This window comes from Corallococcus caeni, assembly GCF_036245865.1.
Lineage (GTDB): Bacteria > Myxococcota > Myxococcia > Myxococcales > Myxococcaceae > Corallococcus > Corallococcus caeni.
Window position 1 is genome coordinate 830,213 of record NZ_BTTW01000003.1, and the last position, 20,183, is coordinate 850,395.

Sequence of the window (20,183 nt, forward strand, 5' to 3'; positions counted from 1 at the left end):
GCTGATGGAAACAAGGTGACGTGATGGCAAGCACACCCCTCTCCCCCCTCCCTCCGGGCCGGCGGCGGCACTGGTTGATGGGCACGGGCGTGAATCAGATCAAGGACGCGCTGGGCATGCTGGTGCGCGAGCAGCGCCGCCACGGCGACGTCGTCTACTTCCGCATGTTCGACGGTCCCACCCTCCTTCTGTCCCACCCCGAGTACGCGCAGCGGGTGATGGTGGACAACGCCCGCAACTACCGCCATCCGGGCCCAGAGCAGGGCTTCAACGGGCCGCTGATGGGCCGGGGCCTGTTCGCCAGCCGCGGCGACTTCTGGATGCGCCAGCGGCGCATGGTGCAGCCCGCCTTCCACCGCCCCCGCCTGCCCCCCATGGTGGACGGTCTGGTGGCGGGCACCGAGGCAATGGCCCGTCGCTGGGAGCCCCATGTCGCCTCCGGCCAACCCCTGGAGCTGCTGGATGAGATGCGGCGCCTCTCCATCTCCCTGCTGGGGCGGTCCATCTTCTCCCGCGACGTGTACGAGGACAGCCCGGCGCTGCGCGAGGCGCTCGATTTCTTCACGCGCGACAGCCACGGCCCCCGCGACTCCGTGGTGAAGGTCGTCAGCCAGCTCCTGCGGCTGCGCCCCGGCCACCACGCGAAGTTCATGGCCGCCATCGAGAAGTTGAACGGAGTGCTCTATCCCCTCATCACCGAGCGAAGGCAGTCGGCGTCACCGGGGGACGACGTGCTGGGCGTCTTGATGTCCGCGCGTGACGCGCAGGGCGAGGGGATGACGGACCGGGAGGTTCGCGACGAACTGGTCTCGCTCTTCGTCGGAGGACAGGAAGCCACCGCGGTCGCGCTCACCTGGGTCTGGCACATGCTCATGCGCCACCCGGAGGTGGAGCAGCGCGTCCGCCAGGAGGTGAAGGACGTGTGCCTGGGGCAGCCGCCCACCGCCACCTCCGTGCAGGGCCTGGCCTACCTGCGCGCGGTGGTACAGGAGACCCTGCGCCTGCACCCACCCGCCTGGCAGTTCGCGCGACAGGCACGCGAGGAAGACACGATCGGCGGCTGGAAGGTCCACCCCGGCATGCGCGTGATGATCTCCCCGTACATCCTCCACCGTCACCCCAGCGCGTGGGAGGACCCCGAGCGCTTCATGCCCGAGCGCTTCCTGTCGGAGCCGCGCGAGCAGAAGTTGCAGCGCATCGCGTACATGCCGTTCGGCGCCGGGCAACGGCTGTGCATCGGCAACCACTTCACGCTCCTGCTGATGACCACGGTCTTCGCCACGTTGCTGCCGCGCTTCCAGGCGCGCCCGACGTCCCACGGGCCCGTGGTCACCATGTCTGGCTCCACCTACCGGCCGCGCAACGGGCTCAAGGCCACGCTGCACCCGGTGGCCTGACGCCCGCCCCATTTCTTCCGTCCCCTGCCGCCGTTCCGGATCTCCGCGATATGAGTGACCTCCTCAAGCGTCTGGCCAACCTGTCCCCCGAAAAGCAGGCTCTACTGCTCAAGAAGCTGCGCGCGGGGACGCCCTCCACGGCCACGAGCGTCACGTCCCTGCCCCCCCTCGAGCGACTGCCCGAGGGGGCGCGGTTGCCCCTGTCCTTCGCGCAGCAGCGGTTGTGGTTCCTGGAGCAGCTGGAGCCGGGCACCTCGCGCTACAGCGTGCCCGCCGCGGTGCGGCTGGAGGGCGCGCTGGACGTCGCGGTGCTGGAGCAGGCCTTCGCGGAGCTGACGCGGCGCCACGAGAGCCTGCGCACCCTCTTCCGCCAGGACGCCGACTCCGCCGAGCAGGTCATCCTCCCGCCCCAGCGGCAGGCCCTGCGGGTCGTGGACCTGACGTCCCTGGCCGGGGCGGAGCGACAAGCCGAGGTGCTCCGGCAGGCCAACGCCACCGCGCAGCGCCCCTTCGACCTGCAGCGCGGCCCGCTGTTCATCACCACGCTCTTGCGGCTGGGAGAGCGGGAGCACCTGCTGGTGCTCAACGTCCACCACATCGTCTCCGATGCGTGGTCCACCAGCGTGCTGGTGCGTGAGGTGGGCCAGCTCTACGCTGCCTTCAGCCAGGGCCAGCCCTCGCCGCTGCCGGTGCTGCCGGTGCGTTACGCGGACTATGCGCACTGGCAGCGCCAGTGGCTGCGCGGGGAGGAGCTGGAGCGCCAGCTGTCCTACTGGCGTCAGCAGCTTGAGGGTGCGCCGGCGCGGCTGGAGCTGCCCACCGACCGTCCACGGCCCACGGCGCAGACCTTCCACGGCGCGGCCCTGCCGGTGCGCTACTCCCGCGAGCTGTCGGAGGCCCTCAAGGCCCTGGCCGCGCGCGAGGGCGTGACCCCCTTCATGCTGCTGCTCACGGCCTTCCAGCTCGTGCTCGGCCGCTACGCGGGCCAGGACGACGTGAGCGTCGGCTCTTCCATCGCCGGCCGCCGCCTGGGCGAGCTGGAGGGTCTCATCGGCTTCTTCGCCAACATGCTGGTGCTGCGCACGGACCTGGGCGGCGACCCCACCTTCCGCGAGCTGCTCCAGCGCGTGCGGCAGACGACCCTGGGCGCCTACGGACACCAGGACGTCCCCTTCGAGAAGCTGGTCGAGGAGCTCAAGCCGGAGCGCAACCTGGGCCACAGCCCGCTCTTCCAGGTGGTCTTCGCCTTCCTCAACGCCCCCCCCGTCGAGCTGAGCCTGCCGGGCCTGTCCATGCGCCCGGTGGTGCTGGACACGGTCGTCGCCAAGTTCGACCTGGAGCTGGCCTTCATGGAGCAGCAGGGCTGCCTCCTGGGCAACTTCGTCTACAACCGCGACCTCTTCGACGCGGCCACCATCGAGCGGCTGGCCGGGCACCTGGAGACGCTGTTGCACCAGGTGAAGGACGCGCCCGGGGCGCGCCTGTCCCAGCTGTCGCTGCTCACCGCCGCCGAACGCCAGCAGGTGTTGGAGGACTGGAACGGCGCCACCCGCGCGCTGCCCGAGCCCGCCCTGGCGCACCGGCTCTTCGAAGCGCAGGCGCGCCGCGCGCCCGACGCGCCCGCCCTGCGCTTCGGTGAGGAGACCCTCACCTACGGTGAGCTCAACGCGCGGGCCAACCAGCTCGCGCGACACCTGCGCCGCGTGGGCGTGGGGCCGGAAATCCGCGTCGCGCTCTGCCTGGAACGCTCTGCCGGGCTCGTGGTCGCCCAGCTCGCCGTCCTCAAGGCGGGCGGCGCCTTCCTCCCGCTCGACCCGGGCCTGCCCTCCGAGCGGCTCGACTACATCGCGTCGGACGCGATGGCGCCGGTGCTCCTCACCGACTCGTCGCTCGAGCACCTGATGGACCGGCGGGGCTACGTGCTGCGCCTGGACGCGGACTGGGGCCGCGTCGAACGCGAGTCCGAGGACGACCTGGACACCCCGGTGGACGGCGACCAGCTGGCATACGTCATCTACACGTCGGGCTCCACCGGCCGGCCCAAGGGCACCCTGCTGCGGCACCAGGGCCTGTGCAACACGGCGCTGCGCACCGTGGAGTTCATGGACCTGGGGCCGGGAAGCCGACTGCTCCAGTTCTTCTCCAGCGCGTTCGACGCCTCCATCTCCGAGATCTTCCCCGCGCTGCTGTCCGGCGCGACGCTGGTGCTGGCCCCGCGCGAGGAGCTGCTGCCGGGCGCGCCCCTGCTCAAGACCGTCGCGGACCACGCCATCACCACGCTGAAGCTCACCCCCACGGTGCTCTCGCAGCTGGAGCCCGAAGGACTCCAGGGCGTGCGCACGCTCATCGTCGCGGGCGAGGCATGCGCGCCGGAGCTGGCCCAGCGCTTCGCCCCGGGCCGCCGCTTCGTCAACGCCTACGGTCCCACCGAGGCCACCGTGTGCGCCACGGTCAACACGCGGGTGGATCCGCGCCGCGTCACCCTGGGGCGGCCCTTCGCCAACGCGCGAGCCTGCGTGCTCGACGCCCACCTGGCGCCGGTGCCCCCAGGCGTGCCCGGAGAGCTGTACCTGGGAGGCATGGGCCTGGCGCGCGGCTACCTGGGCCGGCCGGACCTCACCGCCGAGCGCTTCGTGCCGGACCCCTTCGCCACGGAGCCAGGACTGCGGCTCTACCGCACCGGCGACCGCGCCCGCTGGCTGCCCGACGGCGAGCTGGAGTACCTGGGCCGCGTCGACTTCCAGGTGAAGCTGCGCGGCTTTCGCATCGAGCTGGGGGAGATTGAAGCCGTGCTGCTCCAGCAGCCCGGCGTGCGCGAGGCCGTGGTGGTGTTGCGCGAGGATCCGCCAGCCCTCAAGCGGCTGGTGGCCTATGTGGCGCCGCCCACCGGGGAGGAGGCCCCGGACCCGGCGGTCCTGCGCTTGGCGCTGCAGGAGCGGCTGCCGGACTACATGCTGCCCGCGGCCTTCGTGTGCCTGGAGGCGCTGCCCACGAACAGCAGCGGCAAGGTGGACCGCAAGGCCCTGCCCGCGCCGGACGGGACCCGCGCCGCGCAGGCCAAGGCGGACTACGCCGCTCCGGTCACCCCGGTGGAGGAGCAGCTGGCGGACATCTGGGCCCGGGTGCTGGGCCTGGAGCGGGTGGGCATCCACGACAACTTCTTCGATCTGGGCGGCGATTCCATCATCAGCCTCCAGGTGGTGGCGCGGGCGCGGCAGGCGGGACTGGTCCTCTCCACGCGCGACCTCTTCCAGCACCAGACAGTGGCCCTGCTGGCGAAGCACGTCCAGGCCGCCTCCGAGTCCACGGATGAGCAGGGAGTGGTCACCGGCCCGGTGCCGCTGACCCCTTTGCAGCAGCACCTCTTCGCGCACGACGCCACGCACGCGCACCACTTCAACCAGTCGCTGCTCCTGGAGTGCCGCGTGCGCCAGGAGGCCTCGCGGCTGGAGACGGCCCTGCGGCACCTGGTCGAGCACCACGACGCCCTGCGCCTGCGCTTCTTCCAGCACGAGGACTCCTGGCTCCAGGAGAACGTTTCCGTGCAGGAAGCGCCCTTCCGCCTGCTCTCGGTGGATCTGGGCGCGCTGCCCGCCGCCGAGCAGTCCGCGGCGCTGGAGGCCGAGGCCGCCCGGCTGCAGTCCACCTTCGCGCTGGGTACCCCACCCTTGTTCCGCGCCGCCCTCTTCGACCTGGGCGTCCGGGGGCAGCGACTGCTGCTCGTGGCCCACCACCTGGTGGTGGACGTCGTCTCCTGGCGCGTGCTGCTGGAGGACCTGGAGTCCGCGTGCGCCCAGCACGAGCGGGGCGAGCCGGTCCGCCTTCCCGCCAAGAGCACCTCGTTCCAGGCCTGGACGCGCCGCCTGCACGCCCACGCCCAGTCCGAGGCGCTCGCCGCCGAGGCCCCTCTCTGGCTGGACGCGGCCCGGAACGACGTGGCGCCGCTGCCCACCGACGGCGCGGGCGCCAACGTGCGTGACAGCGAGCAGAGCGTCCGCGTCGCGATGGACGCCGAGGAGACACGGGTGCTGCTCCAGGAGGTGCCCGGGGCCTGGCGCGCGCGAATCAACGAAGTCCTGCTCACCGCGCTGGGACGCGCGCTGGCGGAGTGGACGGGGCAGCCCCGCGCGCTGGTGCACCTGGAAGGCCATGGCCGCGAGGACCTCTTCGCGGGCGTGGACACGTCACGCACCGTGGGGTGGTTCACCTCCATGGTCCCCGTGCTCCTGCCAGTGCCAGCGCAGGCCACCACGGGCGAGTGCCTGCGCGCCGTGCGCGATTCGCTCCGCCGCATGCCGAACCACGGGCTCGGCGGCGGTCTGCTCAAGTGGATGGGGCCCGAAGCCGTGTCCCGTGCCCTCAAGGCCCAACCGCTTCCCCAGGTGGCCTTCAACTACCTGGGCCAGCTGGATGCCACCGCCGCGGCGAGTGAGCGCTTCGCTCGCGCCACGGAGGCCATCGGGCCGTCGTCCGCGCCCTCGGGGGAGCGGCTGCATGTCCTGGAGGTCAACGGCTCCGTCACCCAGGGCCGGCTTCAGTTCGCCCTGAGCTACAGCACCGCGCTGCACCACGCGGCCACCATCGAGGCGCTGGGCCAGGGCTTCGCGCGGCACCTGCGCGCGCTCATCGCCGAGCGGCACTCCGACGACGCGCACCGACTGTCACCGGGCGACTTCCCCCTCGCCGCCCTCGACCGCCCCGCGCTCGACGCGCTGGTGGCGCAGGCTCCGTCGGGGGTGGAGGACATCTACCCGCTGTCCCCCATGCAGCAGGGCATCCTCTTCCACGCCTTGCTGTCGCCGTCCTCGTCCGTCTACTTCCAGCAGCTCGCGTGGACCGTGGACTCGCCTCTGGACCAGGAGGCGTTCCTCGCCGCCTGGCGCGAATGCCTCCGGCTGCACCCCATCCTGCGCTCGTCGTTCCACTGGGAGGGCCTGGACACGCCCCTCCAGGTCGTCCACGCGTGTCCCGTCCTCCCCGTCCACACGCTCGACTGGCGCGAGCTGCCGAAGCCAGAGCAGCGCGCCCGCATGGAGCAACTGCTCGCTGACGACCAGAAGGCCGGCGTGGACCTGCGCCACGCGCCGCTCCTGCGGCTGACCGTCATCCTCCTGGGCGCCCAGCGCACGCGCTTCCTCTGGAGCCACCACCACCTGCTGGTGGACGGCTGGAGCCTGGGCCTGCTGATGCGGGACGTCTTCTCCCTCTACGACACGCTGCGCGCGGGGGGCACGCCCCCGACCGTGTCCCGGCCGCCGTTCCGGGACTACATCGCCTGGCTCCAGCGTCGGGACGCCTCCGCGGCCGAGTCTTTCTGGCGCGCGTCGCTCCAGGACTTCAACGCCACCACCCCGCTGCCCGCCGACACGCACCAGCCCGCCACCAGCCAGGACACCGTGGAGGGCGCCCTCTCCGAACAGGCCACCACCGCGCTGCAGGCCTTCGCGCGCCAGCACCAGCTCACCCTTCACACCCTGGCGCTCGCGTCCTGGGCGGTGGTGCTCGCGCGCCATGCCCGCGTCTCCGACGTCGTCTTTGGCAACACCGTGGCGGGCCGCCCCCCGGAGCTCGCCGGCTCCGACGGCATGGTGGGCCTCTTCATCAACTCGCTGCCGGTGCGCATCCCGCTGCCCGACGGCGACGCCCCCCTGGGGCCCTGGCTCCAGTCGATCCAGGCGCGGCAGCTGGAGCAGCGCCAGTACGAGCACTCCCCGCTCGTCCAGGTCCAGGCGCTGAGCGGCGTGCCCCGGGGCACGCCGCTGTTCGACTCGCTGCTCGTCTTCGAGAACTACCCGCTCGACGAGACGCTCCTCGAAAGCCCGTCCATGCGGGTCAGCGACATCCACGGCTTCGAGCGGAGCAACTACCCGCTCACCGTCTCCGTGCTGCCCGGCGCCGTGCTGCGCCTGCGCGCCGTCTTCGCGACGCCGCGCTTCGCCGCGGGGCCCCTGCGGCGCGTGCTGCGGCACTGGATCCAGGTGCTGGAGGCGCTACCCGCGAGCGGCCGCCTGGATGACCTCGCGCTGCTCACCCCGGTGGAGCGCCGCCAGGTACTGCTGGACTGGAACGCCACCACCACCCAGTACCCGCGCTCCAGCACCCTGTCCGAGGTCTTCTCGCAGGTGGTCACCCGCGCGCCGGACGCGGTGGCCGTCGAGTTCGGGGACACGGCACTCACGTACGCGCAGCTCGACGCGCGCGCCAACCGGCTCGCGTGGCGCCTGCGCGGCCTGGGCGTGGGCACGGACTCCCGCGTGGCACTCGCCGTGGAGCGCTCGCTGGAGCTGATCATCTCGCTCGTGGCCATCCTCAAGGCCGGCGGCGCCTACGTCCCGCTGGATCCGTCCTACCCGCGCGAGCGGCTGGCCGCGATGCTCGAGGACGCCCGACCCCGCGTGCTCCTCACCCAGCGCGCGGCGCTCGCGAAGCTGCCCTCGGACGGCGTGCACACCGTGGTGCTGGAGGAGCTGGACCTCTCCGCCCAGCCCACGTCCACGCCGCCGTGCGCCGCGCATCCGGAGAGTCTCGCGTACATCGACTTCACGTCCGGGAGCACGGGCCGCCCCAAGGGCGTGGGCACGCAGCAGTCGGCCGTGCTGCGCACCGTCTTCGGCGTCGACTACGCCCACCTGGGGCCGGACGAGACGTTCCTGCTCATCGCCCCGGTCTCCTTCGACGCCTCCACCCTGGAGCTGTGGGCGCCGCTGCTGCACGGGGGCCGGCTGGTCGTCTTCCCGCCCCACTCCCCCTCTGACGTGTACGAGTTGGAGACGGTGCTGGTGAAGCACGGGGTCACCACGCTGCACCTCACCGCGGGCCTCTTCACCCAGGTGGTGGACAGCCACCCGCGCGCGCTGCGCACGGTGAAGCAACTGCTGACGGGCGGTGACGTGGTGTCCGCGCCGCACGTCCAGCGCGTGCTGGAGACCCTGCGCATCCCGGTGACGGCCTGCTACGGCCCCACCGAGGGCACCCTCTTCACCTCCTGCCACCGCATGACGACGCCCGGGGACGTGGGGACGGGGGTTCCCATTGGCCGCCCCATCGGCAACACCCGGGTGTACGTGCTGGACGCGAACGGACAGCCCGTGCCCCCGGGCCTCATCGGCGAGCTGTTCGCGGGAGGCGACGGCGTGGCGCGCGGCTACGTGGGACAGCCGGCGCTCACCGCCGAGCGCTTCGTGCCGGATCCATTCTCCGGCGTGCCCGGCGCGCGCCTCTACCGCACGGGGGACCTGGCCCGTTGGCGCGAGGACGGCGTGCTGGAGTTCCTCGGCCGCGCCGACGCCCAGGTGAAGCTGCGCGGCTACCGCATCGAGCTGGGGGAGGTGGAGGCCGCCCTGCTCACCCATTCACCGGTGGCGAGCGCCGTCGCGGTGATGCGCGAGGACGTGCCTGGCGACCAGCGGCTCGTCGCCTACGTCGTCCCCCGCGACGGCCAGACGGTGGACATCCCCCTCCTGCGCTCCCACCTTCAGCAGCGCCTGCCCGAGTACATGGTGCCCTCTGCCTTCGTCGGCCTGGACGCCTTGCCCCTCACCGCGAACGCCAAGGTCGACCGCAAGGCGCTGCCGCCCCCCGAGTCCCTGCGTGCCCCGGAGGTCGAGTATGTCGCCCCGCGTGGCGAGACGGAGCAGCGGCTCGCGGCCATCTGGCGGGAGGTGCTGCGCGTGGAGCGCGTGGGCCTCCACGACAACTTCTTCCTGCTGGGCGGCCACTCCCTGCTGGCCACCCAGGCCCTGTCGCGCATCCGCACGGCGTTCAACGTCGAGCTGCCCCTGCGGGCCCTCTTCGAGGCGCCCACGCTCCTGGAGCTGGCGGCCCGGCTGGGCGCCTTCGCGGCCTCGGACGTGCCGGCCCTTCGCCCCACGAGCCGCTCGGGCCCGCTGCCCATGTCCTTCGCGCAGCAGCGGCTGTGGTTCCTGGATCAGCTGGAGCCCGGAAACGCCAGCTACAACATCCCCACCGCCCTCCAGTTGGAAGGGCATGTGAACGCGGACGCACTCCAGCACGCCCTGGACGCCCTGGTGGAACGCCACGAGTCCCTGCGCACCGTCTTCCGCGCCGGCCCGGAGGGAGCCGAGCAGCGCATCCTGCCCCGGGTCTCCGTGCCCCTGGAGCGTGGAAGCGTGTCCACCGCGCTGCCCGGGTCGGAGCAACAGCGCGAAGCGCTGCGCCTGGCCACCGGGGAGGCCCGTCGCCCCTTCGACCTCGCCCGGGGCCCGCTGCTGCGCGCCACGCTGCTGGATCTGGAGGAGGCGCGGCACGTGCTGCTCCTGACGATGCACCACATCGTCTCCGACGGCTGGTCGATGGGCGTGCTGGTGCGTGAGCTGGCCGCGCTCTACGACGCCTTCACCCGGGGCCAACCCTCGCCCCTTCCCCCGCTGGCCCTTCAGTACGCGGATTACAGCGCATGGCAGCGACTCTGGCTCCAGGGTGAAGCCCTGGACCGGCAGCGCGCCTGGTGGCGCGAACAGCTCTCCGACGTCCCGGTCGCGCTGGAGCTGCCCACTGACAAGCCCCGGCCCGCCACACGCTCCTTCCGCGGCGCCCACCGGTCCTTCCGCATGCCCGCCCTGTCGGCGCGGTTGAAGGACTTCAGTCAACAGCAGGGCGCCACGCCGTTCATGGTGCTGTTGGCGGTGTTCCACACGCTCCTGCACCGCTACTCGGGCCAGGACGACATCCGGGTTGGCACCCCCATCGCGGGTCGCGGGCAGACCGAGCTCGAAGGACTCATCGGCGTCTTCATCAACACCCTGGTGCTGCGCGCGGACCTGCGCGGCAACCCCACCTTCCTCCAGCTGCTGGAGCAGGTCCGCGCCAACGCGCTCGGGGCCTATGCCCACCAGGACGTGCCTTTCGAGAAGCTGGTGGAGGACCTCAACCCCCAGCGCGACCTGAGCACCTCGCCGCTCTTCCAGGCCATGCTGGTGCTCCAGAACGCCCCCATGGAGGCCTTGCGGCTGCCCGGCCTGCACCTGCGGCCGCTGGAGGTGGAGAGCCACCTCTCCAAGTTCGACCTCACCCTGCTGCTGGTGGACGGGCCCGAGGGGCTCGTCGGAACGCTGGAGTACGCCACGGACCTGTTCGAGCCAGCGACCGCCGAACGCATGGTGGGCCACTTCGGGTCGCTGCTGGAGCACGCGCTGTCGGCGCCCACCACCCGGCTGGGAGACCTGGCGCTCCTCACCGCCGTGGAGCGCCGCCAGTTGCTCGTGGGCTGGAATGACACCCGTGCGGACTTCCCGCGCGAGCGCACGGTGAATGAACTCATCGCCCTCCAGGCCGCCCGGGTGCCTGACGCCGTCGCGGTGGAGGCGGATGACGCGCGCCTGACGTACGCGCAACTGGACGCGCGCGCCAACCAGCTCGCGAACCACCTGCGCACCCTGGGCGTGGGCCCCGAGGTCCGCGTGGGCCTCTTCCTGGAGCGCACGGCGGAGATGGTCGTCGCGCTGCTCGGCGTGCTGAAGGCGGGCGGCGCCTACGTGCCGTTCGACACCACCCATCCGGAGGAACGGGTGGCGTTCATGCTCGCCGACTCCGGGGTCGCCGTGGTCCTCACCCGGCGGGCGCTGGTGGAGCGGCTGCCCCCGCACGCGGCGAACACCCTGTGCCTCGACAGCGACTGGGACCTCATCGCCCGCCAGGACTCCGCCGCGCCTGTGCCGTCGGCAGGACCGGAGCACCTGGCCTATGTGCTCTACACCTCTGGCTCCACCGGCCGGCCCAAGGGCGCGCTCATCGACCACCGGGGCGTGGTCAACTACCTGGCATGGTGTGCCCGCACCTATCCTGGCGAGGGCGGATACGGAGCCCCGGTGCACTCGCCGCTGGCGTTCGACCTGACCGTGACCAGCCTGCTGCTGCCCCTGGCACGGGGCCAGGGCGTCCGGCTGGTGTCCGAACAGGACGACGTGGAGGGGCTGGCGGCGGCGCTTCGCGAGCACCGGGGCTACGCGCTCGTCAAGCTGACGCCGTCGCACCTGCTGCTGCTGTCGCGGCTGCTGTCGCCAGGGGAGGCGGCCGGCGCGACGGGCGCCTTCGTCATCGGCGGTGAGGCACTCACCCACGAGCTGCTCGCCTTCTGGCGGACACACGCGCCGGCCACGCGCCTCTTCAACGAGTACGGCCCCACCGAGACGGTGGTGGGCTGCTGCGTGTACGAGGTGGACGGCAAGGACGCGCCCCCCGCGCTCGCGACGGGTCCGGTCCCCATCGGGCGTCCCATCGCCAACGTGGAGCTGCACGTGCTGGACACGCACCTGGGGCTGGTGCCGGTGGGTGTGCCCGGTGAGCTGTACATCGGCGGCGTGCCGCTGGCGCGCGGTTACGGGAACAGGCCGGAGCTGACCGCGGAGCGCTTCGTTCCGCACCCCTTCAGCGACGTGCCCGGCGCGCGCCTCTATCGCACGGGAGATCGCGTCCGGCGCCGTCCGGATGGCGTGCTGGAGTTCCTGGGCCGCATCGACTCGCAGGTGAAGCTGCGCGGCTACCGCATCGAGCTGGGCGAGGTGGAGGCCGTGCTGGCCCAGCACCCCAACCTCCGCGAGGCCGTGGCGGTGGTGCGCGAGGACGCGCCGGGAGATCAGCGGCTCGTCGCCTACGTCGTGCCCCAGGAGGGCCAGGCGGTGGACATCGCCGCCCTGCGCGCCTTCCTCCAGCAGCGGCTGCCCGAGTACATGGTACCCGCCGCCTTCGTCGGCCTGGACGCCCTGCCCCTCACCGCCAACGCCAAGGTCGACCGCAAGGCCCTGCCCCGTCCGGGCGGCGAGGACACGGTGCAGGGCGCTCGCTACCTGGAGCCCCGCACCGACCTGGAGCGGACCCTGGCCAGCGTCTGGGCGGAGCTGCTCGGCGTGGAGCGCGTGGGCCTCGAGGACTCCTTCTTCGACCGGGGCGGCCACTCGCTGCTGGCCACGCAGCTCGTCTCCCGCCTGCGCTCGGCGTTTGGCGTGGAGGTGCCCTTGCGCACGCTCTTCGAGGCACCGACGTTGGCGGCCTTCGCCGCGCGGACCGAGGCCTTGCTCCAGGGAGGACACGCCTCGCGGGTGCCCGCACTCCAGCGCGTCCCGAGGGACGGCGCCCTGCCCCTGTCCTTCGCGCAGCAGCGGCTGTGGTTCCTGGATCAACTGGACCCCGGCGGCTCTGTCTACCACCTGCCCACGGCCCTGCGAATCGACGGCGCGCTGGATCGGGCCGTGCTGCGGCGAGCCTTCGACGCGCTCGTGGCGCGCCACGAGTCCCTCCGCACCACCTTCCGCTCCGAAGCGGGAGAGGCGCGGCAGGTCATCCACGCGCCCGGCGCCCTGACCTTCGAGGAGGCGGACCTCTCCTCCTGGCCCGGGTCCGAACGGCGCGAGGAGTGCGAGCGGCGCATCCGCGAGGAGGCCCGGCGTCCCTTCGACCTCTCCACGGGCCCGCTCCTGCGCGTGGCTGTCCTGACGCTGACTCCGTCCGAGCACGTGCTGCTGCTGACGATGCACCACATCATCTCCGACGGCTGGTCCGTGGGCGTGCTGGTGCGCGAGCTCGCCGCGCTCTACGACGCCTTCGTGAGGGGAGAGCCCTCGCCCCTGCCGGAGCTGCCGGTGCAGTACGCCGACTACACCGTCTGGCAGCGCCAGTGGCTGCGGGACGATGCGCTGCGCGAGCAACTCGACTGGTGGGGCCGCCGCCTCGCCGGAGCCCCGGCGGTGCTGGAGCTGCCCACGGACCGGCCCCGGCCGCCCCAGCAGTCCTTCCGGGGCGCCCGCCACGGCTTCACGCTCGCCCCCGCGACCGCCCGGCGCCTGCACGCGCTGGCCCAGCGCGAAGGCGCCACGCCGTTCATGCTGCTGCTGACGGCCTTCCAGGTGCTGCTCGCGCGCTACGCGGGGCAGGACGACATCAGCGTGGGGTCTCCCATCGCTGGCCGCCGGCTGGCGGAGCTGGAGGGGCTCATCGGCTTCTTCGTCAACACCCTGGTGCTGCGCACCCGCGTGAACGCGGAGGTCACCTTCCGAGAGCTGCTGCGACAGGTGCGTGACAGCACGCTGGAGGACTACGCCCACCAGGACCTGCCCTTCGAGCAGTTGGTGGAGGTGGTACGCCCCGAGCGCGACATGAGCGTCCCGCCGCTCTTCCAGGTCATGCTGGTGGTGCAGAACGCCCCGGTGTCCGCGCTGCGCCTGCCCGAGCTGCGCCTGCGCCCCCTGGAGGTGGACAGCGCCACCGCCCGGTTCGACCTCACCCTCCAGTTCGCGGAAGGAGCGGACGGCTTCATCGGGTCGCTGGAGTACAACACCGACCTCTTCGACGCCTCCACCGCGGGGCGCCTCGCGGAGCACTTCCAGGTGTTGCTTGAGGCCGCGCTCCAGACGCCGGACACGCGCGTGGGAAGGCTCGCGCTGCTCACCGCCCCCGAACGCCACCAGCTCCTCAAGGAGTGGAACACCCTCCAGACGCACTTCGCCCAGCAGGGCACGCTGCACGGCCTCTTCGAGGACCAGGCGGCCCGCACGCCGCATGCGCGCGCCCTCTCCTTCGAGGACACCCACCTCACGTACGGCGAGCTCAATGCGCGCGCGAACCAGCTCGCCGCGTGGCTGCGGGCGCGGGGCGCGGGGCCCGAGTCGCGCATCGGCCTCTACCTGGAGCGCTCCGCGGAGCTGGTGGTGGGGCTGCTGGCCATCCTCAAGGCGGGCGCGGCCTACGTGCCCATGGATCCGGCGTCCCCGCGCGACCGGCTGGCCTTCATGCTGGAGGACGCGGGCGTTCCGCTGCTGCTCACGCAGACGTCGCTCGCCCCCAACCTGCCGCCCCACGGCGCGCACGTCCTGTGCCTGGACGCGGAAGGGCCCACCCTCGCCACCCTCCCGGTGCGGAACGTGGACGCGGGGACGCACGAGGAGCACCTCGCCTACGTCATCTACACGTCCGGATCCACGGGGCGGCCCAAGGGCTCGCTCGTCACGCACGCCAACGTCCTGCGCCTCTTCTCCGCGACGCGGCCCTGGTACGACTTTGGCGAGCGGGATGTCTGGACCCTCTTCCACTCCAGCGCCTTCGACTTCTCCGTCTGGGAGCTGTGGGGCGCGCTGCTATACGGCGGCCGGCTCGTCGTCGTGCCCTACTGGGTGAGCCGCTCGCCCGCGGACTTCCATGCGCTGCTTCGGCGCGAAGCGGTCACCGTCCTCAACCAGACCCCCTCCGCCTTCCGTCAGCTCATCCAGCATGAGCAGTCCCTGGAGAGGCCCCCGCCCCTGGCGCTCCGCTACGTCATCTTCGGAGGCGAGGCGCTGGACTTCCGCGGCCTGCAACCCTGGTTCGCCCTGCATGGCGACAGCCAGCCGCGGCTGATCAACATGTACGGCATCACCGAGACCACCGTCCATGTCACCTACCGCCCGCTGAGCCAGGAGGATGCCAGCGGCACCGCCAGCGTGGTGGGCGTGCCCATTCCGGACCTGCAAGCCTTCATCCTCGACCCCTCGCTGGAACCGGTGCCCGTGGGAATTCCCGGGGAGCTCTACATCGGAGGCCGGGGCCTGGCCCGCGGCTACCTCGGCCGTCCGGGCCTGACGGCCGAGCGCTTCATCCCCCATCCCTTCAGCACCACGCCGGGAGCTCGCCTCTACAAGACAGGCGACAGGGCCCGCTTCCGCGCGGACGGGCAGATTGAGTACCTGGGCCGCACCGACTTCCAGGTGAAGCTGCGCGGCTTCCGCATCGAGCTGGGCGAAATCGAGGCCGTGCTCGAGCAGCAGCCCGGCCTCCGGCAGGCGCTGGTGCTCGCGCGCGAGGACCGCGCGGGAGACAAGCGCCTGGTGGCGTACGTGGTACCGGCGGCGGGACACGGGGTGGACACCGCCACGCTGCGACAGGAGCTCAAGGCGAAGCTGCCCGAATACATGGTGCCCTCGGCCTTCGTCACACTGGAGGCCCTGCCCCTGACGTCCAACGGAAAGGTGGACCGCAAGGCCCTGCCGGCACCGGATGCGTCCGCCACTCCGGCCTCCAGGTACGAAGCCCCACGCACGCCCGTCGAGCAACGGCTGGCGGAGCTCTGGAGGGACGTGCTGGGAGTGGAGCGCGTGGGCGTGACCGACAGCTTCTTCGAGCTGGGTGGACACTCGCTGCTCGCCGTCCAGGTCATGTCGCGCATCCGCGTCACCTTCGGCGTCGACCTGCCCCTGCGCGCCCTCTTCGAGCACCCCAACGTCGAGGCACTCGCTCGGGCACTGGAGCAGCTTGGAGGAGACGCCCTCGCGGGCGTTTCGCGCGGCGAGGACACCCGGGAGGAGGCGCCCGCAAGGTCCGTCCCGCGGCGTCCCACCCCGGTCGGTCGCGTCACGGGCCCGGCCTCCATGGCACAGAGACGATGGCTCAGCTACGCGGGTTCGAACCCGAACCGGCCGAAGAGCGCCGGCAACGTCCCGCGGTGCGTCCGCATCAAGGGGAGGCTCGACGTCGAGGCGCTGGAGCGGGCCCTGACCACGCTCGTCGAGCGCCACGAAATCCTGCGGACCCATTACGCCCGGAGCGATGACGGGTTTGCCTTCCAGGTGCCCCCGCTGGCTCCGGTTCGGCTGGAGCAACTGGACTTCACGGGGCTGCCTCGGGAGCAGTGCGAGGAAGCGGTGCGCCAGCGCGTGTACCAGGACGCGCAGACGCCGTTCGACCTCATGGCCCCGCCCATGTTCCGGGCGTGGCTCTACCAGCTGGGCCCGGAGGAGCACATGCTCCTGGTGCTGACGCACCACATCGCCTGGGACGGCTGGTCCGAGGCCATCGTCCTCCAGGAAGTCACCCGGGCCTACCAGGCCTACGTCCGGGGCGAGCACCCCCGGCTGCCCGAGCTGCGCATCCAATACTCAGACTTCGCGTGGTGGCAGCACGAGCAGATGCAGGGCGAGCACCTCGAGTCGCTCGAGTCCTACTGGCGCAGGCACCTGGCCGAGGGGGTCACGATGGTCGACTTCCCCTTGGACAGACCTCGCCCGACCACTCGCACGTACAACGCGCTGACAACGACCGCCTCCTTCCCGGTGGACCTGTCCGCCGCCATCAAGGTGCTCTGCCACCGCGAAGGCGTCACGCTGTACATGATGGCGATGGCCGCCTACCAGGCCCTGCTCGCGCTGCGCAGCGGCGCTCGGGATGTCACCGTGTTCAGCAACATCGGGAGCCGCGACCACCTCGAGGTCGAGAACCTCGTCGGGTGCTTCACCAACGTCATCCTGATCCGCACCAACCTGGAAGGAGATCCCACCTTCCAGGAGCTGCTCACGCGCGTGCGTGACGCGGTGCTCGGCGCACTCGCCCACTCCGCCCTGCCCTATCAGCGGGTGCTGGACATGATTGGGATGAATCCGGACAGCAAGAGCGCGCGCACCTTCCCTGGACTGAACATGCAGAACTTCCAGAAGTCCGGGGGTCCCCGGCCCTCGGCCGATGGGATTCAGCTCGACCGCGTGAACGTTCCCCAGGGAGGAAGCCTCATGGTCAACATGTTCTTCTTCGTCTCCGAATCGGAGGACCAGCGCGTCTCGTTGATGGCCCAGGCAAACGGCGACCTCTATGACGCGCGGACGGTGGACCGCATCGTCGAGGACTTCCAGAGACTGTTGGCGGCGGGCTGCGCGGATCCGAACCGGCGACTCTCCGCGCTGCTCCCCTGACAAGCCCGGGGATGACGGGCTGGACATCGCCTCGCGGAGGCGATGTCCAACCTATGTGCCTTGCCGTCGGGTGTTGAAGGCATGGGCCTTGCGGCTCTTCCACTCTGGAGACTGGCGGACCAGGCGAACCGTGTCCGCCGGGTTCGCCAGCAACTTCGCGGTGGCCTCCTCGCAGAAGATTCCCTCCTGGGACCCCTTCACGAGCACCGTGTCTCCATTCTTCAGGAGCCCCGCGACGAACTCGCCAGCCTCATGGGGAGTGTCGAAACATTTGATTTTATCATCGCCAAGGCCTGCGGCCCTGGCGGGTTCCACGTACTGCCTGGCCAGCTTCGCGACCGTGACCAGCAGATCGAGCCGAGCGCAGTGGCCACCGAGCTGCCTGTAGTACTTCTCCCCGTCCGAGCCCAAGTCATTCATCCCGCCCAGAATGGCGATCTTCCGACCGGGCAGCTCATGAAGGGTGTCGAGGGCCGCAATCATGGCCTCCGGGCTCGCATTGTAAGAATCATCGAGAATCAGGCTGCCGTTCTGGCCTTCCAGCGAATTCATCCGGCCAGGCACTGGCTGGATTCGCTCGACTCCGGCCTTGATCTCGTCTGGCGTCATGCCCAGCAGCTCGCCAACGGCGGCGGCCGCGGCGACCGCTTCAGCCAGGTGTCTCCCCACCATTCGAACGGACGCGTCCACCTCCCTTTTTCCCAGGACCAGGGTCCCTTCAAAGCCGTCCGCGGCGGAGTAACTCCGGATGCTGTAGCGATAGTCTCCTTTCGAGGTGCCATAGGTGTGCAGCTTGCTCGCAGCCATCGTGGCCAACTTGGAGGCAAACCGCTCCTCCTCGGCGTTCACCAGCGCGATCTGGCTGAGCTCCCCCAACGAAAACTTCTCGTCTACGATTGCCTCGATGCTCCCAAAGCCCTTGAGGTGCGCGGGCTTGGCGGCGGTGACCACGCCAATCCTGGGCTTGAGAAATGAAAAATAGCCGATATCCCCTCTGCGGCCCGCCCCCAGCTCCTGGACGATCACGTCATACCGAAGCGGTTTCTTGAGACGGCGATTCATCTCCCACACCACACCCATCCAGCCCTTCAGATTGAAGAAACTACCGGGCGACTCCAGCTCGAAGATGGCCAGTGGAACGCCCGTCTCGCTGTTGTAGTTCCCTGGATGGGCCAGCACCTTGAACCGCTGCTCCAGGACTTTCGCGATGGCAAGCTTCGTGGTGGTCTTGCCCACGCTCCCGGTGACTCCCACGATCATCACCTGGGGATTCTTCTTCAGGTAGCGCATGAGCTGGATCTTCAAGACCCAGCCAACGATGCGCGCTGCACCATTCCACACAATGCGTATCATCTGTATGCCTTCATGGCCCGTGCACAGACCTTCAGACCTTGGTAACAAACACCGGATCCAACGGCCTTCCGTGCTTGGCATGCTAGCCAAGAGAGGTCCGGAAAGCATAGATTTCACGAAGCCGGGAGTCCCCCGGAACGAAGAGGCCCCCCCGGGTGAACGAGATCAAGCTCAGCGTCGTCATGCCCTACTACAAGCGCATCCGGGAGTTCCAACGGGTGCTGCCGCTGAACGCGCGCTACTTCAGCCGGCCGGAGTATGAAGTCGTCCTCTCGCTGGATGAGCCGAGTGAAGAGGCAGAGTTGCGGCGCGTCATCCGGGACTTCCCCTCCATCCGGTGGCGCGTGCTGGTGAACGACTTCGACCATCCGTGGCGCCCGCCGTGCCGAGCCATCAACGTGGGCGTGCGGCACGCGCTGGGTGAGAACGTGCTCGTCGTCTCTCCCGAGTCCGCCTTCATCACGGACGTGCCGGCGCTGGGGCTTGAACACATCGCGGCGAACCCTGGGACCGCCGCGCTGGGCCGCGTGTGCTTCGCGACGTTCGACGCCCTGGAGGCCCACGAAGGCTCGCTGGAGAAGGCCAGCGCGCCGCCCTGGCACTTCTACGGCTCCATCTGCGTGCCACGGGAGCGCCTGTTCCTCATCAACGGGTACGACGAGGGCTTTGATCGCTGGGGCGGGGACGACGACAACCTCCGCATCCGGCTGATGCAGACGGAGACCTACCAGCACCCGTTGGACGACATGCGCATCGTCCACCTGTCCTTCGAGGCGCGGAAGGTGCGGCAGGCGGCGGAGCCCCCCACGCCCGAGTACGCGGAGCGCATCTTCAACCCCGCCTCCCCCCAGGCCAACCCCGACGGCTGGGGCGAGAGCTTCCAGCGAGTGGCCTTCGACTGGCGCCGACAGTGAGCCCCGGAACCCTTCGCGCAAAGGACAACCGCCCGTGCTCGTCGCCGTGATGCAGCTTCGAAACGAGGAGTACCACCTGGCGGGCTGCCTGGCGCACCTGCGCGACCACGTGGACGCCATCGTCGCGCTGGATGACGGGTCCACCGACGGCACGCGCGCCGTGCTCGCCGCCGAGCCGAAGGTGGCGGACGTCCTCACCAACCCGCCCCGCGCGGAGATGGAGGGGTGGGACGAACTGGGCAACCGCACCCGCCTGCTGGAGCGCGCCAAGGCGCTGGGCGCCCGCTGGGTGCTGTGCTGCGACGCCGACGAGCGCTTCGAGCAGGACTTCCTCGTCCGGCTGCCGGACCTCCTGCGCAAGGCGGAGAAGCGCGACCGGCCGCTGGTCACGGTGCGCTACCGCGAGCTGTGGGACGGCGTGGCGCAGTACCGGTCCGATGGCCTCTGGGGAAAGAAGACGCGCTGCTGCGCCTTCCCCCTGCCGGACACGATGACCTTCCAGGGCACGCGCCACACCAAGTTCCACGGCGTGTGGTACCCCCAGCAGCTCGAGGGGGCCAGGCACCTGCTGCTGCCGCACAACCTCTATCACCTGCGCATGGTGAAGCCGGAGGACCGCCAGGCACGGCGGGAGCGCTACGAGCAGCTCGATCCCGGCTCACGCTACCAGCGCCTCGGCTACGACTACCTCACCGACGAGCGGGGCTTGAAGCTCACGTCCCTCGGCGGAGGCGAGGCGTACGCCTTCGACACACTCCCGGCCGACCTTCGCGCGCGCTACCCCGTGGCGGCTCCCGGCTCGAGAGGCCTGGGCCGGCTCTTCCGCCGCTGGTTCTCATAGGCACACCGGC

Annotated in this window: 5 protein-coding genes; 4 read left to right on the top strand and 1 reads right to left on the bottom strand. The window is 70.8% G+C overall.

Annotated features, from left to right (window positions below):
* Positions 1-23: 23 nt before the first annotated feature.
* Together AABA78_RS17490 and AABA78_RS17495 are read left to right on the top strand one after the other, a co-directional pair.
* Positions 24-1,397: a cytochrome P450 gene (locus tag AABA78_RS17490; protein WP_338264173.1), complete on the top strand. Its 1,374-nt coding sequence runs from the start codon at positions 24-26 to the stop codon at positions 1,395-1,397.
* 50 nt (positions 1,398-1,447) lie between these two features.
* The gene (locus AABA78_RS17495) at positions 1,448-17,065 is read left to right on the top strand and encodes a non-ribosomal peptide synthase/polyketide synthase (RefSeq protein WP_338264174.1); all 15,618 of its coding nucleotides are present in this window, start codon (positions 1,448-1,450) and stop codon (positions 17,063-17,065) included.
* Between the two features lie 51 nt (positions 17,066-17,116).
* Here the strand turns inward: AABA78_RS17495 and AABA78_RS17500 are convergent, their stop codons facing one another.
* Positions 17,117-18,355: a UDP-N-acetylmuramoyl-tripeptide--D-alanyl-D-alanine ligase gene (locus tag AABA78_RS17500; RefSeq protein ID WP_338264175.1), complete on the bottom strand. Its 1,239-nt coding sequence runs from the start codon at positions 18,353-18,355 to the stop codon at positions 17,117-17,119.
* Between the two features lie 218 nt (positions 18,356-18,573).
* Between AABA78_RS17500 and AABA78_RS17505 the strand changes: the two genes are divergently transcribed.
* Both AABA78_RS17505 and AABA78_RS17510 read left to right on the top strand, forming a co-directional pair.
* Complete coding sequence (locus AABA78_RS17505) at positions 18,574-19,332, top strand: galactosyltransferase-related protein (protein ID WP_338264176.1); 759 nt, start codon at positions 18,574-18,576, stop codon at positions 19,330-19,332.
* Positions 19,333-19,366: 34 nt separating this feature from the next.
* Positions 19,367-20,173 carry a glycosyltransferase gene (locus AABA78_RS17510; RefSeq protein ID WP_338264177.1) on the top strand — a complete coding sequence of 269 codons (807 nt, stop codon included), beginning with the start codon at positions 19,367-19,369 and terminating at the stop codon, positions 20,171-20,173.
* Positions 20,174-20,183: the final 10 nt, after the last annotated feature.

What these genes read in the sequence shown, in the direction of transcription:
- AABA78_RS17490 (WP_338264173.1), top strand. Translation starts at nt 24, where the DNA reads ATGGCAAGCACACCCCTCTCCCCCCTCCCTCCGGGCCGGCGGCGGCAC.
- AABA78_RS17495 (WP_338264174.1), top strand. Translation starts at nt 1,448, where the DNA reads ATGAGTGACCTCCTCAAGCGTCTGGCCAACCTGTCCCCCGAAAAGCAG.
- AABA78_RS17500 (WP_338264175.1), bottom strand. Translation starts at nt 18,355, where the DNA reads ATGCGCTACCTGAAGAAGAATCCCCAGGTGATGATCGTGGGAGTCACC.